Below are 14,976 nucleotides of genomic sequence, written 5' to 3'. Positions count from 1 at the left end.
TCATGATACAAATGGATAGATGAATTGAAAGTCCATCACCAGATCGACCTTGCGGACCAAGTGGTCCGCAGGAACCAATTGTTCGAGTGTGACCGTGATGTTTTCAGAACGATGGGGTTGATTTCGTTTTCCCATCATGGGAAACCCTCCTTCGTGGTATATTTCTTTTACTTTATAATATGAAAGAAATCTAAAAAAGCCTCGATTTCCGATCTAATCGCTTCCTAGTGGAAAGCAAACAGGAGCGACCCTGCAGCGAAGCGAAGCGGCGTGATGTTTGCCACAGGAAGACGATTAGGAAGGAAAGAGAGAGCAAAAAAAGATGGGAAATCACATTCAAGTGACCTTCCATCTAGTTTGTCTACACGCTGAAATGCCTGACATCCGAAGAACGGGTGTCAGGCATTTTTTAGAGATGCGGATGATCGGCGACGACGGCATATTCCGTCACGGCATTGGAGAGGACGAGCGGTTTGACTTCAGAAGTCCCAGCGTCTCGTTTTTTGTGGACGCCTTTATATGCTTGGCTCGCTTGCCAAGCGTGGAAATCTGCTTGTTTTCCCCATGTCGTCATGATCGTCACGACATCGTGTTCGTCCTGACTAATATCGACGAGCACTTGCATCCGGATAAATCCTTCCATCTGTTCAATCCCTTTTGTCGTCTTAAAGCGCGCCGCAACTTGATCGGACTTCCCTTTGACGACGCGTAGTTGATTCATTACAATCCACATACCGATTCCTCCCTTGTTCACTGCAACTAGTATACCGAACGAGAAGACGAGTGCCCACTCTTGATGCTTCAGTCGATGCTGTTCGACAGGAAGCGGAACCGTTCTGCGCCTGAGGCGTCCACCGCGTGGAGATCAAAGAACAGTGATTTCGGAAAAGCTTGTGGGAGCTTTTGCACCGTATGGAACCGTTCCTTCGTTGCGACGTCAAATGTACGCGTCATCGCTTCGATGGCACGGGTCTCTTCTGCCCCGTTCGTGACTGCAACCTTGAATGGTGCTACCGTCAAATGATCAATCAGGCGACGGTGATTTTCACCGACGACAATCAGGAAACGGCCGGCGTCCGTATCGATGACATCCGCTTCCGCCCACTCTTGTCCGTCGTGTACGGTACGGCGTGTGACGTGAGTGACGACGTGCGTTGCCTCGTTGCGCCGTAACACAATCAAATAGCGCGTCGTCTGCGTCTCTGCATAAGCGATCGCTTGCGTGTCGCTTAATGTTTCTGTCCAGTAGACCTCTTTCGTCGTAAGCTGAATGGTCGCATCTTTGTTGAAACTCGCGACGACCGCTTGCGGTGTCAGTTCTGGGACCGAATCCTGGAACGCAGCGGAATGGTTGTCGTGTTGTAAAAATAAGAAACAACCGATCCCGACGAGGAAACTGCTGATGAGCCATACAAGTTGTTTCTTCATGCAATTCTCTCCTTGTGTAAGCGACGGTCCGTTCAACCGATTGATGGTTTCGTCTAGTTCTTTAGCATAACAAAGACCTGCTCGTCGCAACAAGAGCAGGTCTTATGTCCCGATGGAAAATCCATCAAAGTGTCGTCCGCCATGTTGTGTTAGCCACGTCTCGATCAACTGAATGACCGGTTGTTTCTCATCATGACGGAAATAACGTTCGAAAGCATCCGTGAATCGGTCAGCATCTGCTTGACTGAGGGCGGCGAGTTCACGCGGCAACCATTTTCCTTGACCGAGCCAGCGTCCGGATGCCGTTAAGTGAAAGGCAGCTGCTTGATCGAAAAGACGTGTTGCGATGGCAAGTCCTTCCGTCCGGTCCTCTACCCCGATGAAGTCATCGAGCAGATCCGTCAAAAAATAGCGATTCAGATTTAATTGTTCAACCGTCCATCGCGTTGGTCCGGCAAGCAATTGGCGCGACGCTTCCGTTTTCAACCGGTCGACGAATGGATGCACCCGGACCGGCACCGCTTCCGCGACCATCCGTTGCAGCGAGGGGCGTCGACGTGCGCGATCCGCTTCGAAAAAGTCGGCAATCGTCGCTTCCGTGTAAATGAACGCTTCGACGGGGTATCCTTCATACAGAAACGACTCCCGGTAGGTGCGTGCTCCTGTTGGCATGAGGACAATCAGGTCGATGTCAGACGTTGTTGTCGCCCGTCCGCGGACATGACTGCCGGCAATCATTGCAGCTAAGGATTCAGGGAATCGTTCAGCCACCAAATCATTCGTCAGTGTAAGAATTTCTGGATTCATATCACTCCATGACCCGATCTTGGAATAAGGCGTTATCACTGGCGAAAACGGCCACTTCATCTCCCGGTACAGCGACGATTGAGGCCGTCGCTTCGGCGTTCAACCGTAAATCGACTGTCCAGGAATCGTAATACGTGTCCGAGCCGTTGACGACGAGTGTCTTCCCGGAACTGAATGTCAGAAAAAGGTGCGGAATCGTTTTTCCGATGCGTACACCAGTGATTCGTTCAGTATGTAAGGTGACGATCAGATGCAACATCTCTTCTTTCGTCATATGACGGACGACCCAATCTTTTGATGATTCGACGTCTCCGTAATAGAGGCGATCGGTTTCAATCCGTAACGAAATTTCCGGGTTCATCGCATCGTAGAGATTAATGAAATCCAGGCTGACGAAACTAGCCAAGTGAATCGTCGAGAGTTGGGTTCCGGTTAAGTAGGTCGTTAAAAGTTTTCTCGCAAGTTGGTGGTCTTCTTTGTTCATCTGTACACACCTCTTCATGTAAGTTTTAAGTCAGTTCAAGATGATTTCTAGTCCATACATCACCGTCATGAGTAAGGTCATCGCGAGCAGCAGACATACTAACACGATTTGCAGGATGCCAGTATGAACGTGTCGCACTTGACTGAGTAGTACTATCGAACATGCCGACAACAAGATCCCCGTGTAAAACAACCAACTGAATGGATGGGTAACGACGGTTCGGAAATAGCCGCTCAGGACGAGACTCGAGACAATCAAATAGAGGCTCGAAGAGCTGACGACGACAGGGCTCAACTGACGCAATACGCGATTCAAGGGTGTTCCTCCTCTTAAACAAATGTTTCTTCCAACAAATTTACCACATATTAGTAAGTCATGGGAGTCCTAAAGAAAAAGGAATCCTATCGGTAACGATAGAACCCCCCCTTCAGACCGACTCAGTCTGCTTTCTTTAAGATGTTGAGTAACCATTTTTGCAGGTCTTTTCCACCTTCGTAAAATGAACTGTCACGTAGTTCGAACGTGTGTCCACCTTGCTTGATTGCTTCGTTAAACGTATCACCAAGATCGCGGTTTTCCCACTTGCGTTCATCATTCAAATATTTAAAGCCGAAATTACATTCGACATTAAAAATGATATGGAATGGTTCTTTAAATGAATTGACGGCCCGAATCATCTCGAGCAGAATCATCCGCTTCGGTGTCGATTGTTTGATGGTGTCGATCGTCGTCGTCCGACGCCCGTGAAACTCGACGACGCGGACGGCACGTCCCTGGTCTGCTTTAAAATCATAACTTGTCCGGATGGAGACGATAATTTCTCTCATGCTTTCTGTCATACGCTCTCACTGCCTTTCTCTCGCTTTCGAGTATACCACCCCACTCCACCTTCCTTGAAGAAAAAATTTTAGTATTCCGTCCTGAGACGGATTGAATACTACCATATTTTGTATTAAAATGAAGTAAATGACGAAAGGGGCCTTGTTTTGAAACCGTTATTTTCCATTATCCTGACTGTTTGTTTAGTCTTCACAGGGTGTTACTGTTCCCTTGAAGCACGAACAGACGACCCGCACTTCAAATCACGGACACGTTCGATTTCGACGTATCATACATTCGACATTGAATTTTCACATGGACTCCGCGCTGATCAAGTTTCGAACCGAACCGTTACCGTCACGGATTCGACGGGGGAACGGATGCAAAATGAACTCGTTGTCATCGATGGGAAAGAGTTGCGGATTAAACCGCCTCGCTCTGGGTATCGGAAAGGACGACAATACATTATACATATCCGTGACTCGATTGATGCCCGGAAACAATTGAAAACAACGACTGTCCGCGAACGGATTTTTACTGTTGATCGTTAACAGTGAGATTCGTTTTTCTTATGTATTTTATTAAAAAATCGGACTGAACAAGCGTTATTTGCTTTCGGACAAATTAAAAGATGACGGGGATGTCCGTCATCTTGATTACGCTACAGCCCATTGCCCTATTATAGTATATGCTCTCGTCTTATCGGCCTAATAGGCACTCCATCCGCCGTCTGCAACGACGATTGCCCCATTGATGAAACTCGCGTCGTCTGATGCAAGGAACAAAGCGAGCTGTGCGATTTCGTCAGGCTGTCCGGTTCTGGGGTTCAAGCCCATCCCGAGCATCGTCCGTCCCATCCCGAACTCACTGATGTTCGTCATCGATTGTCCGATGTTCGTCTCGACGGCACCGGGCGCGATTCCGTTACAGCGAATCCCTTCTTGTGCATACATGAACGCCGTGTTTTTCGTCAGACCGACGACAGCGTGTTTGGAGGCGGCGTACGCAGCACCGGCACGCGCTCCGTTTAGTCCACCGATTGAGATGTTGTTGATGATGTTTCCGGAACCTTGTGCACGAAATAAGGGAATCGCGAGCCGCATCGTCCGCATGACGGCAGTCGTATTGATGGCGAGAACGCGGTCCCAGCGTTCATCGGTCAGCTCGTCGACCCCTTCCATCCCGTCCATGATTCCGGCATTGTTGACAAGGATATCAAGTTGTCCGTAAGCCGCTAACGTCTCGTCAAACAGTTGTTTGATCGCTTCAGCAGACGTGACATCCGTTTTGATGGCGGTCGCCGTCCCGCCGGCTGCTTCAATCGCCGCGACTACTGCGTTTGCCCCGTCCAGCTGAATGTCAGACACGATGACACGTGCTCCTTCTGCTGCAAACCGCTCCGCGATGCTCTTGCCCATTCCGGACGCCGCCCCGGTCACGATGGCAACTTTGTTTTCGAGTCTCATGTTTTTTCATCCTCTCTGCTTAAACACGACGATCTTACTCGTCTTTACCCGTTTCGACGTGTCATTTCACTTCAATCACGAAAGCCGAGTTCCCGTCCCCTTGCTCCCAATCAGCGAGGACATGATACACATAGATTCCGCGCGCATCAGGTGCTTTGAGTTGTTCGTCTTGCAGCGGAACCGTCTGAATCGTCTCTGCATCTTGCCACTGTTCGATTTTTAAATCGTCCGGCGCAGGACCGTCATGAAAGGCAATCGTAATCGGTGACTCCGGTCGGACCACGGTCGGCTTCAATTTTTCTGTCATTTCGAGCGGCGTCGTATAGACATAGTCGACACATTGTCCCCGTATGAGACCATGCCAGCAATAGGACCCTTGCTGCGTCGGGATCGTTTGGTTTCCGACCGACACGTCAGGAAGCGGCGGTTGATTTCGGAATGGTTCGATGATGAAAATCAATCCAATCACAAGTAAGATGACGATTAAACGAATCGTCCGTCGTTTCATACGAACCAGCTCCTTTTTTCATAAGTGTCATCCGAAGGTTTGTCCTGCAGCAAAACAGGCAATAACTCAACAGTGAGCATAAATCAGTGAAGCAACTACTACAGGAGGTTATCAATCATGGCTGAAAACAAAGTCGTCATCATTACAGGTGCATCAAGCGGTATCGGTGAAGCAACAGCGAAGTTACTTGCGAAGAACGGTGCAAAACTTGTCCTCGCAGCACGTCGTGAAGATCGGTTGCAAGCATTAAAAGAAGAAATCGAGCAGCTCGGTGGTCAAGCGGTCTATCAAGTGACGGACGTGACGAAGACGGAGCAACTCGAGCAACTCGCGAAACTGGCTCAGGAGACGTACGGATCAGTCGACGTCCTCGTCAACAATGCCGGTCTGATGCCGTTGTCGCAACTCCATAAAAACAAGCAGGATGAGTGGGATACGATGGTTGACGTCAACATCAAAGGGGTTCTTTACGGAATCGGGGCTGTCCTTCCGTACATGCGAAAACAAAAATCAGGGCATATCATCAACATCTCGTCCGTCGCAGGTCACGAAGTCATGCCGTCAAGCGCTGTCTACAGCGGAACGAAGTTTGCCGTGCGTGCGATTACGGAAGGTCTCCGGAAGGAAGAATCAGTCGACAATAACATTCGCGCGACAATCATTTCACCGGGAGCCGTCGATACGGAGCTAAAAGACCACATCACGGATGAAGACATCAAACAAGGGATCGGCAACATCCAGGCGATTGATGCCGACGCGATTGCTCGGGCAATCAACTATGCGGTCAGTGAACCGGATGATGTGTCAATCAATGAAATCCTGATCCGTCCGACATCACAAAAATAAGGAGTATACAAGAACGGCCGACACATCGTCGGCCGTTTTTTAGTGCTGTATCATCTGTTCGGCGATCAACCGGTACGATTCGAGCCGTTTGTCTTGGTCGTAAGCATTGTTGATTAACAAAAATTGATTCGTCCCGTACCGGGTTGCCAACTGTTCGAGTGCTGCTTCAACTTCCGTCGCCGTTCCGACGATAGTCCGGCGCCGGTCGTGTTGGATCCGTTTTAATTGTTCCGGGTTCCAGTCCTTCGTCCCGACGGTATCAAACGACGGGACGATCGAGTTTCCGAGCCGGATCCCTTGAATCCAGGCATCTTGTGTCGTCGCCAACTGTTCTGCTTCTGTTGTCGTTTCGGCACAGATCGCAAACACACAGACGATGACCGTCGGCTCCTTGAACTGCGCACTCGGAATGAACTGCTCGCGGTATGTCCGTAATGTCTCTTCCCAGCGGTCCGGATTGATGAAATGACCGAAGACAAGCCCCATCCCCCGCTCTGCCGCGAGCCGTGCACTGTTCGGTGACAGGCCGAGCAGGTAGAGGGGTGCCGTTCGCGTGAGGCGCGGCGTCGTCTTGACGATGCGAAACGGATGTTTTGCGGACAACGAATCAGTTAAAAAACCGGACAATTCATCCATCAAGCGTGGGAACTCAGAATACTTATTCGCTTCCCCGTCCGTCAAGGCACTTCGTGTCCGCTCACTTCCGCCTGGAGAGCTTCCGATACCAAGTTCAATCCGTCCCGGATAAAAGGCTTCGAGCGTCGAAAAATTTTCCGCGACTTTTAACGGGCGGTACTGCGGTAACAGGACGCCACCCGTCCCGAGCTTAATCGTTTTTGTATCACTCCCCATCCGGGCAATGAATAATTCAGGCGCTGCGCTAAGTAAACCGTTCGTATTATGGTGTTCGGCGAACCAGTAACGCTCATAACCAAGCTGTTCTGCTGCTTCGACGAGTCGTTTCGTTCGAATCATCGTGTGTTCGATCGTATCCCCTTCGTGGAGCGGGACTTGATCGAGTATGCCAAGTCGCATCATGCGTCGCCTCCTTTACTGATAAGTGTAAAGGGTCAGCCGTCCGAAAACAAAATCGGTGCTCCGTCAGACCGTGACGAGTCGCGAATCTTCGATGACAAGTCCGTCCTTCATCTCGATTTTTCGATTGGCGCGGTCAGCAAGCTCCGGGTCATGGGTGACGAACAAAACGCCACATCCTTTTTCAGCGTTCAACCGTTTTAAAAGTTGAAAGATGATTTCCCCGGTTTCCGTATCGAGGTTCCCCGTCGGTTCATCCGCGAGGAGCCACTTCGGCTCATGGACGAGTGCCCGGGCGACGGCGACACGCTGCTGTTGTCCGCCGGAGAGCTGGGACGGCAACGAGCTGGCTTTTTCTGCAAGACCGACTTGGTCGAGTAAGGCAAGTGCCCGCTCCTTCTTATCATAGGAAACTTTGCGTCCGAACAATGGAGCCATCACATTTTCAAGTGCCGTCAACGTCGGAATCAAATGAAACTGTTGGAAGATAAATCCGACGTTCTCGAACCGGAAATCAGACAGTTCTTTGCTCTTCAACTGATTGATCGGGCGGTCGCCATACAATAGCTGCCCTGTCGTCGGTCGATCAAGTGTCCCGATCAGACTGAGTAACGTCGATTTCCCTGATCCAGACGGTCCGATGATTGAGATGAAATCACCTGCGTCGAGCGTCAGATTGACGGCGTCAAGTGCCTTCGTTTCGATACCGTCCCCTGAAAATGATTTACCGATGTCCTGACACTGAAATGTATCCTTCATCTGATTTCCTCCTTAAATTCATCTTGTCCTGAATGGAATTCGTGATATATTTGGAAAATCCTGCAAAACAAAAACGACCTTTAAAAAAAGATCGTTTTACGTCGAGACAGAGGGACGTTTAACCCGTTTTGCACAGACTTCATACGGAATCACATAAAACAGACAGGCGATGACGGCAAAGCGAACGATTCCGAGCACGTTCAGTTGGATATCGATGGATGATTGACCAAACGCTTGATAACCACCGATAAACAAGAGAATGGCGAAGGTCAACGTCGTCAGATAAATCAGGAGACGTAACGGTAAAGGGTACCGCCCGGCAATCCATAACATGGGAATCCCGAACAAAAATGAAAAAAGTGTCACGGCAAACGTTCCAAATTGATAAAGAAATTCATTTTCTAAGTTGTTTAACAGCGCATAACCCGTAAAACATAAAAACGATAAAAGGACACTCACAGCAGAGTAACTGACTAAGCGCATCGTTTATCCTCCTTTGAATCCGTTTACAAATCCAGACACGACCACCATCATCTCGGAATGAGACGATGGACGACATCAGCTAACGTTTCTGCTGCGAGTTCTGCTTCTAACGCCTGTTGAGCCCGGCTGAACGTCGTCTCGAGCGCGCCTTGAATCTCGCGGCCGATCGGACAATTCGGATTCGGGGACTCATGCATCATGAATAAGTCTTCTTTCGGCTCAACAGCACGATAGACCATCAGCAATGTGATGTCTTCCGGCTTTAGTGTCAGGATTGCACCGGTCCGTCCCGCCTGTGTCTTGAGCAGTCCTGCTTTTCGCAGGAGACCGGTCAGGCGACGGATGACGACAGGGTTCGTATTGACACTCCCGGCAATGATTTCGGAAGACATCGGTTGTTCTTCACTTGAACTGATTAAAGCGAGTATATGCACTGCGACCGCTAGTCGACTATTGATCATTGTTTTCACCACCAATATCTTCAGTTTAGTGAGGGGATGTTTTTTTGTCAATTTCCTTGACAGAATAAATTTTTGTAACTAAAATGATTACAAGTGTCATGCTACATAAACTTAAAAGGAGGAGATGTGAGATGAAAGTTGCGATCATCGGTGCAAGTGGGAAAGCAGGACGAACCATTTTAAAAGAATTAGCAGAAAGAGGTCATGCATTAACGGCAATCGTCCGTAATGTAACCCGGACGACACACGACTCCGTCCTCGAAAAAGACGCGTTTGCATTGACGAAGGACGACCTGTCGGGATTCGATGTCGTCATCAATGCCTTTGGCGCGGCGCCTGGAGATGAACTGCAGCATGTCGAACTCGGTCGCCATTTGATGGAGGCATTGTCAGGAACGGCAACGCGTTTAATCGTCGTCGGTGGCGCCGGCAGCCTGTTCGTCGACCAGGAACAAACGACACGTTTGGCAGATACACCGGATTTCCCGGAAGCATACCTTCCGACGGCGAAAAGTCAGACGCTTAACCTGATTGATTTGGAACAGGCGACCGACTTACATTGGACGTTCGTCAGTCCGGCAGCCTTCTTCGATCCGGAAGGTGAACGGACAGGAACGTACCAACTCGCTTCAGACGTCTTGACCGTTAATGCAGCAGGTGACAGTTACATCAGTTACGCCGATTATGCCGTCGCCATTGCGGATGAGGTCGAACACAATCGCCATGATAAAGAGCGCATTTCAGTCGTCTCGAAGTAACAGATAACGCCCGACGTCCTGTTCAAAAGGACGCCGGGCGCTTTTTTTGTCATGCTTGGTTTAATCCTTTACTTCAAAAGAGTGATGTAATTCCCAAATCGCGGCACCTGACTCCTGTAGTAGGGCATGTGCCCGTTTTTCGATTTTTTCCGGGAGCGCATCTTGACTGAAGTATGCCAAGTCAAAACTTTCGTCATCATTGATTTGTAATGTCCCCGTGACTTCGTGCGCGTGGAACAGGTTGATCACACTATCCGTCTGGTCTCCGTTCGGATATGTGAACTGGTAGCGCGGTCCGGAAAAGACGCCAATGAGTTTGACCTTGTCCGTCACAAGTCCCGTTTCTTCATATAATTCCCGGATCGCGACTTCTTCTAATGTTTCCCCGAGTTCCATCGAGCCCCCCGGTAATCCCCAATCGTTTGTATCGGAACGGTGTTGGAACAAAAGTTGTCCTTGTTCATTGATGACGAGGATTGTCGCACCGACGCTGATAATCGGTCGACTGCCGATGAATTTTCTTAATTCTGTTATGTATCCCATTAGTTGTCCTCCTTCGTTACAATTGCTTCCAATTTCACTGTACCCTCTTTTGTAAAATATTGTATGATATGAAAGTTAGTTCATTTTACCAAAGGAGTGGATTTTAGTGAAGTCGTTTCCTGAAGAACTAGATCTGTTGTCCTTATTTTCAGTAAAACCGGATGAACCGGTTCCGCTCTTCTATTACGACGAATCGACGTACCGCTTTCAGAATGCCGTCGAACAGTTCATCGTTTGCCTGACACCGTCAAGCGGTCAGTTTTCCCTTCAAGTCAATCAGCGTTCCGACGGTCGGTTGGTATCGCGTATCTCATTAGAGGTCCTTTCGTCATTTGAAATCATTCAAGACGACCGGGAAGCTGCACGGATTTTACTGACTCTGGAACAAGACGAAGTCATCCAAACGGTGGAAATCGACGTTCGTCCGAAGTTTCGTCTCATCTTTCAAGAACAATTAACGCGTTAAAAGGAGCAGATCATGTCGTATTTCGTATTATTGGGGACTTTTTTGCTGGCGACGCTCCTCCATGAACTCGGGCACGTCGCAGGTGCCAAGCTCGTCCGGATACAGGTCCGCACCCTGTCAGTTGGGTTCGGTCCCGTTCTCGCGCGGACAACATACCGTGGAGTCACCTACCAGCTTTGTTTGCTGTTACTCGGAGGTTATGTCTTACCGGTTGATCGCTGCTGTCAATCGCGCTAGACGGATCGTCTTCGTCGCTTCGGGACTAATCATGAGCATCGTCCTCGTCCCGCTTGCTTGTCTCTCGGTCCTGCAAATCATGAATCCGGCACAATCTCTAGTGGCCGGGTGGTATCACCTGATAACACCGTGGGTCACGTATCCGGTTCACTTCCTGTTTGATAGTCTGCCGTCTCTTTTGCCGGACGGTCCTTACACCGTGACGGTCCTGCTTCAGTTACTCGCTGCGACGAGTCTCTTTCTCGGATTGACGAACTGTCTTCCGCTGATCATGCTCGACGGCGGACAACTGCTTTTGCTGCTGTTTGAAGGTTGGTTTCCCGTGTTGCGGCAACAAGAGCGCAGATTACTCAAAATCAGTTATGTCCTGCTCGGCCTATTGATTGCCGTCCCGATTCTCATTGTATTCGTCAAACACATCGAGACGACGTATCCGATTCTGTTGGTCGGTGCCTTCATACTTTACCGCGTCGTCAATCTGTCTCCGGGCATGCGCCTTTAAAATCAAAAAACAGACCACTTTGTGTGCAACGGCAACAAAGTGGTCTGTTTTTTGTTTAGAGCATATCCCCTCGTCCGGTCATTTGACGATCATGACGGGGCTTTTAACGCGTTTCGCGACTTTATGGCTGACGCTGCCGAGGACCATTTCCTGAAGCGAGTTCAACCCGCGGCTACCGATGATCGTCATATCCGTCGGCTGCTGATTCGCATGCTCGACAATGGCCGGCCCCGGTTCCCCGCGGAGGATTGTAACGTAATAGGACACCCCTGCCGCTTCGAGCTTTTCTTCGACCGGTCCGAGCTTTCGTCGCCGTGCGACTTCTAGCGCTCCGCTCCCCTCCGAATGCAAGACTTCTTCGCGTGCTTTCGCGAAGTCCGCGACGAAGACGACCTCAATCTTGCTCGATTCGTTCAAGCGTGCGAGTTTAATCGCCTCTTCCGCTGCACGGACAGAATGGTCAGAACCGTCGACGGCTAATAGAATATGATTGTACATACAAATCACTCCTTCAGGTTAATGGGGTGAGGACTTCGAATCCGGTCGGTTATGAATCGCCAAGCGATCGACGAGACGTTTACTTTCCGGATTCAATCCAAGGATCGTGATACTATTCTGATTCGACATCAAGCGTAACATTACCTTGTCGATGGCACCGACTCCTGAATCATCCCAAATTTGTGTCGATGAGAAATCGATGATGATCACAGTATCGTGGACCTCATAATCAAAAGATGCGATGAAGTGATCGACGGAAGCGAAGAAGAGTGGTCCCTGGACGGTATAAATCGTCTGATCCTTCTCCTGTCGCTTGATGACGTTGATTTTTGAGACTTTCGCGACAAAGAACAAGGCGCTCAAGATGACTCCAGTGATGACTCCGATTGATAAATCATGTGTTGCGACGACCGTGATGACCGTCGTCAACATAACGATTGCATCGGCTTTCGGCGCCTTTCGGATATAGGTGAAGGACGACCAATCAAATGTTCCGATTGAAACCATGATCATAATCCCGACAAGAACCGGCATCGGAATTTGAATGACCCAGTTGCCAAGGACGATGATTAAGAACATTAAGAACAGTCCCGCGACGAGCGTCGAAAGTCGACCACGTCCCCCGGATTTAACATTGATGACGGATTGTCCGATCATCGCACATCCAGCCATCCCTCCGAAAAATCCGGTGACGAAGTTCGCGATCCCCTGCCCCCGTGCTTCGCGGTTCTTTTCGCTCTCCGTTCCCGTCATGTCGTCGACAATCGTTGCTGTCAGCAAGGATTCGAGCAATCCGACGATCGACAAGGCGAGTGCGTACGGGAAGATGATGCCGAGCGTCTCGAATGTGAGCGGGACGTCCGGTAAGAAGAACGATGGCAATGACCGCTCAATCGTTCCAAGATCTCCGACCGTCCGTAAGTCGAAGCCGAAGTAAATCGTCAGTCCCGTCAAGACGATGATGGCAACGAGCGGTGCCGGAACCGCGTTGAACAAGCGCGGCAACAAATAGATGATGGCGAGTGTGATGCCGACAATGACATACGTCAACGTTGAAATCCCGACGAAGTGCGGGACTTGTGCCATAAAAATCAAGATTGCCAGTGCGTTGACGAAACCAATCATGACGGCTCTCGGGATGAACCGCATGAAGCGGGCAACCTTCAAGATACCGAATACGAGTTGAATGACACCGGTTAAAATCGTTGCCGCTAATAGATAATCCAGTCCGTGTTCCTTGACGAGCGGGACCATCAGGAGTGCCATCGCACCGGTCGCTGCCGATATCATTCCCGGACGTCCGCCGACGAAAGCGATGATGACGGCGATACAGAACGAGGCATACAAGCCAACCATCGGATCGACACCGGCAATGATCGAGAAGGCGATCGCTTCCGGAATCAATGCGAGGGCGACGACGATTCCCGCTAAAATATCACCGCGGATGTTTGAGAACCACTGTTCCCGGAGTGTCAAATTCATCAATTTCGTTCCACCTTTCCTTCCACCCCTACAGGGTTTCCCGTATACTAAGGGGGACCCGAATGGATGGTTTCGTTGAATGTCCGTTAAGCGTACCACTTAAAGTATCATAATGGAACTGTTTTGGGACGATTGATTTTACGACTAGTGTACGATGTGAGGAGAATTTTATGATTATCAGTTATATGCGTCCGTTTTATGAAGATCCGGAATGTATCCTTCAAATGGAAGCCGTTCAAGCCTTCAAACCCGAACGCCAAGTCATCGAAGAACACGCTTCGTCCAAACGACGGGAAGCGCTCGAACAGTTAATCGCTTCACTGGCGACGGGGGATGTGGTTGTCGTCTCGCAACTTTATGTCTTGGCTGACTCATCACGCCATTTGATTGAATTGCTTGAACAAATCGAACAAAAGCAAGCATACCTCGTGACGATCCGGGAACAAATCGATACCCGCGAACCGCTCACGCACTCGTTTCGAGAACTCGTCGAACATCTTGTCGCCCTCCAAAGCGATGTCGTCAGTATGACGACACGCCAAGGGTTGACGAAAGCGAAGGCGGACGGGAAACAGACGGGCCGCCCGCGTAAAGCAGATGCCAATGTCAAACGGGCGATCGAAATGTATCAAAGCAAACAGTACAACCTCGCTGAAATCCGTCAGGAAACGGGGATTAGCAAAAGTACGCTCTACCGCTATTTGGAGCAATGACTAGAGAGCTGTTAATCAAATCCGTGTTTCCTTCCGAAGTGACAGGAAACACGGATTTTTCATATCTTACAGTGAAAGTGGGTATACTGACTGTAACGAGTAGATGAAGAATGGAGGTACTCCCCATGACTGCAACGGAAGAAGAACAGACATTACTGAAACAACTTGAAACCCGCTTCAAGGAACAGATGCACCGGCACCCGAATGTCGACTGGGCTAATGTCGAAAGACGCTTACAGGAACAGCCTGATGCCTTAGCGGTTCTCAAACGAATGGAACAGACCGGTGGTGAACCGGATCTCGTCACGGACCCGGACGCACCCGATGACTTAACCTTTTTTGATTGCGTCAAGGAAAGTCCGACGGGTCGCCGCAGTTGCTGTTATGACCAGGCTGCCCGCGAGAAGCGTAAAAAAAATTCACCTGCGACGAGTGCGCTCGAACTGGCAACCGAGATGGGGGCCAGCTTATTGACAGAAGCGCAATACCGAATGCTGCAAGCACTCGAACCGATTGACCTCAAAACATCAAGTTGGATTGCAACGCCATCATCGATTCGTGACCAAGGAGGTGCGCTTTATTGCGATCGCCGGTATGGTACGGTATTCATATATCACAATGGAGCGGATTCCTATTATGCGAGTCGTGGCTTTCGCGGGTGTCTAACGCTTTAATCTCTGG

24 protein-coding genes are annotated in these 14,976 nt (G+C 49.8%); 8 read left to right on the top strand and 16 right to left on the bottom strand.

The features are described from left to right. The 7 genes from AC0VYQ_RS08240 to AC0VYQ_RS08210 all read right to left on the bottom strand — a co-directional run bounded on the left by AC0VYQ_RS08240 (position 1) and on the right by AC0VYQ_RS08210 (position 3,546). Positions 1–138 carry a hypothetical protein gene (locus AC0VYQ_RS08240; RefSeq protein ID WP_214808289.1) on the bottom strand — a complete coding sequence of 46 codons (138 nt, stop codon included), beginning with the start codon at positions 136–138 and terminating at the stop codon, positions 1–3. A 271-nt stretch (positions 139–409) separates the two neighbouring features. Then, entirely contained in the window at positions 410–733 is a 324-nt protein-coding gene (locus AC0VYQ_RS08235; RefSeq protein ID WP_088837154.1) for an antibiotic biosynthesis monooxygenase, read from the bottom strand. A gap of 68 nt (positions 734–801) precedes the next feature. Further along, a complete protein-coding gene (locus tag AC0VYQ_RS08230) occupies positions 802–1,428 on the bottom strand; it encodes a hypothetical protein (protein ID WP_475403373.1) in 627 nt (208 codons plus the stop codon). A 102-nt stretch (positions 1,429–1,530) separates the two neighbouring features. Continuing rightward, complete coding sequence (locus AC0VYQ_RS08225) at positions 1,531–2,235, bottom strand: nucleotidyltransferase domain-containing protein (RefSeq protein ID WP_475403372.1); 705 nt, start codon at positions 2,233–2,235, stop codon at positions 1,531–1,533. 1 nt (position 2,236) lies between these two features. Beyond that, positions 2,237–2,719, bottom strand: a complete 483-nt coding sequence (locus tag AC0VYQ_RS08220) for a hypothetical protein (protein ID WP_475403371.1) — start codon at positions 2,717–2,719, stop codon at positions 2,237–2,239. A 30-nt stretch (positions 2,720–2,749) separates the two neighbouring features. Beyond that, positions 2,750–3,034: a hypothetical protein gene (locus AC0VYQ_RS08215; protein ID WP_475403370.1), complete on the bottom strand. Its 285-nt coding sequence runs from the start codon at positions 3,032–3,034 to the stop codon at positions 2,750–2,752. A gap of 122 nt (positions 3,035–3,156) precedes the next feature. Then, positions 3,157–3,546, bottom strand: coding sequence for a hypothetical protein (locus AC0VYQ_RS08210; RefSeq protein WP_239456893.1), 390 nt, complete (start codon positions 3,544–3,546; stop codon positions 3,157–3,159). Positions 3,547–3,705: 159 nt separating this feature from the next. On the opposite strand from AC0VYQ_RS08210, the gene AC0VYQ_RS08205 reads away from it, so the two are divergent. Beyond that, positions 3,706–4,089, top strand: coding sequence for a hypothetical protein (locus tag AC0VYQ_RS08205; RefSeq protein WP_029330159.1), 384 nt, complete (start codon positions 3,706–3,708; stop codon positions 4,087–4,089). 156 nt (positions 4,090–4,245) lie between these two features. Here the strand turns inward: AC0VYQ_RS08205 and AC0VYQ_RS08200 are convergent, their stop codons facing one another. Both AC0VYQ_RS08200 and AC0VYQ_RS08195 read right to left on the bottom strand, forming a co-directional pair. Next, the gene (locus tag AC0VYQ_RS08200) at positions 4,246–5,004 is read right to left on the bottom strand and encodes an SDR family oxidoreductase (protein WP_214891789.1); all 759 of its coding nucleotides are present in this window, start codon (positions 5,002–5,004) and stop codon (positions 4,246–4,248) included. A gap of 61 nt (positions 5,005–5,065) precedes the next feature. Next, the gene (locus AC0VYQ_RS08195) at positions 5,066–5,512 is read right to left on the bottom strand and encodes a hypothetical protein (protein ID WP_475403369.1); all 447 of its coding nucleotides are present in this window, start codon (positions 5,510–5,512) and stop codon (positions 5,066–5,068) included. Positions 5,513–5,629: 117 nt separating this feature from the next. Here AC0VYQ_RS08195 and AC0VYQ_RS08190 point away from each other — a divergent pair, with 117 nt between their 5' ends. Then, complete coding sequence (locus tag AC0VYQ_RS08190) at positions 5,630–6,358, top strand: SDR family oxidoreductase (RefSeq protein ID WP_475403368.1); 729 nt, start codon at positions 5,630–5,632, stop codon at positions 6,356–6,358. Between the two features lie 39 nt (positions 6,359–6,397). Here the strand turns inward: AC0VYQ_RS08190 and AC0VYQ_RS08185 are convergent, their stop codons facing one another. The 4 genes from AC0VYQ_RS08185 to AC0VYQ_RS08170 all read right to left on the bottom strand — a co-directional run bounded on the left by AC0VYQ_RS08185 (position 6,398) and on the right by AC0VYQ_RS08170 (position 9,096). Further along, the gene (locus tag AC0VYQ_RS08185; protein ID WP_475403367.1) at positions 6,398–7,396 is read right to left on the bottom strand and encodes an LLM class flavin-dependent oxidoreductase; all 999 of its coding nucleotides are present in this window, start codon (positions 7,394–7,396) and stop codon (positions 6,398–6,400) included. Positions 7,397–7,459: 63 nt separating this feature from the next. Continuing rightward, positions 7,460–8,152, bottom strand: coding sequence for an ABC transporter ATP-binding protein (locus AC0VYQ_RS08180; RefSeq protein ID WP_088837144.1), 693 nt, complete (start codon positions 8,150–8,152; stop codon positions 7,460–7,462). Between the two features lie 96 nt (positions 8,153–8,248). Continuing rightward, positions 8,249–8,635: a hypothetical protein gene (locus tag AC0VYQ_RS08175; protein WP_088837143.1), complete on the bottom strand. Its 387-nt coding sequence runs from the start codon at positions 8,633–8,635 to the stop codon at positions 8,249–8,251. 47 nt (positions 8,636–8,682) lie between these two features. Further along, positions 8,683–9,096, bottom strand: a complete 414-nt coding sequence (locus AC0VYQ_RS08170; RefSeq protein ID WP_088837142.1) for an Rrf2 family transcriptional regulator — start codon at positions 9,094–9,096, stop codon at positions 8,683–8,685. 131 nt (positions 9,097–9,227) lie between these two features. On the opposite strand from AC0VYQ_RS08170, the gene AC0VYQ_RS08165 reads away from it, so the two are divergent. Then, a complete protein-coding gene (locus AC0VYQ_RS08165; RefSeq protein ID WP_475403366.1) occupies positions 9,228–9,854 on the top strand; it encodes an NAD(P)-dependent oxidoreductase in 627 nt (208 codons plus the stop codon). Positions 9,855–9,914: 60 nt separating this feature from the next. Here the strand turns inward: AC0VYQ_RS08165 and AC0VYQ_RS08160 are convergent, their stop codons facing one another. Further along, positions 9,915–10,397, bottom strand: coding sequence for an NUDIX hydrolase (locus tag AC0VYQ_RS08160; protein WP_475403365.1), 483 nt, complete (start codon positions 10,395–10,397; stop codon positions 9,915–9,917). A 106-nt stretch (positions 10,398–10,503) separates the two neighbouring features. Here AC0VYQ_RS08160 and AC0VYQ_RS08155 point away from each other — a divergent pair, with 106 nt between their 5' ends. The 3 genes from AC0VYQ_RS08155 to AC0VYQ_RS08145 are packed head-to-tail and all read left to right on the top strand — an operon-like array spanning position 10,504 to position 11,602. Continuing rightward, positions 10,504–10,863, top strand: a complete 360-nt coding sequence (locus tag AC0VYQ_RS08155) for a hypothetical protein (RefSeq protein WP_475403364.1) — start codon at positions 10,504–10,506, stop codon at positions 10,861–10,863. A 12-nt stretch (positions 10,864–10,875) separates the two neighbouring features. Further along, positions 10,876–11,100: a site-2 protease family protein gene (locus tag AC0VYQ_RS08150; protein WP_475403363.1), complete on the top strand. Its 225-nt coding sequence runs from the start codon at positions 10,876–10,878 to the stop codon at positions 11,098–11,100. Continuing rightward, positions 11,063–11,602: a site-2 protease family protein gene (locus AC0VYQ_RS08145; protein ID WP_475403362.1), complete on the top strand. Its 540-nt coding sequence runs from the start codon at positions 11,063–11,065 to the stop codon at positions 11,600–11,602. The genes AC0VYQ_RS08150 and AC0VYQ_RS08145 overlap by 38 nt, the downstream gene beginning before the upstream one ends. Before the next feature lie 78 nt (positions 11,603–11,680). Here AC0VYQ_RS08145 and AC0VYQ_RS08140 read toward each other — a convergent pair whose 3' ends face one another. Both AC0VYQ_RS08140 and AC0VYQ_RS08135 read right to left on the bottom strand, forming a co-directional pair. Beyond that, complete coding sequence (locus tag AC0VYQ_RS08140; protein WP_029330103.1) at positions 11,681–12,100, bottom strand: universal stress protein; 420 nt, start codon at positions 12,098–12,100, stop codon at positions 11,681–11,683. Positions 12,101–12,118: 18 nt separating this feature from the next. After that, positions 12,119–13,582 (bottom strand): SulP family inorganic anion transporter, encoded by a 1,464-nt coding sequence (locus AC0VYQ_RS08135; protein ID WP_214892253.1) that lies wholly within the window; start codon positions 13,580–13,582, stop codon positions 12,119–12,121. A 170-nt stretch (positions 13,583–13,752) separates the two neighbouring features. Between AC0VYQ_RS08135 and AC0VYQ_RS08130 the strand changes: the two genes are divergently transcribed. Together AC0VYQ_RS08130 and AC0VYQ_RS08125 are read left to right on the top strand one after the other, a co-directional pair. Further along, positions 13,753–14,295 carry a recombinase family protein gene (locus AC0VYQ_RS08130; RefSeq protein ID WP_088837135.1) on the top strand — a complete coding sequence of 181 codons (543 nt, stop codon included), beginning with the start codon at positions 13,753–13,755 and terminating at the stop codon, positions 14,293–14,295. A gap of 125 nt (positions 14,296–14,420) precedes the next feature. Further along, on the top strand, positions 14,421–14,969 hold the full coding sequence (locus AC0VYQ_RS08125) for a DUF4256 domain-containing protein (RefSeq protein WP_475403361.1): 549 nt from the start codon (positions 14,421–14,423) through the stop codon (positions 14,967–14,969). Positions 14,970–14,976 lie beyond the last annotated feature (7 nt).

It is taken from the genome of Exiguobacterium sp. QJM3NY_9 (assembly GCF_056173545.1).
Note: the sequence above shows the minus strand (reverse complement) of the source record. Positions and strands in the feature narration are given on the sequence as shown.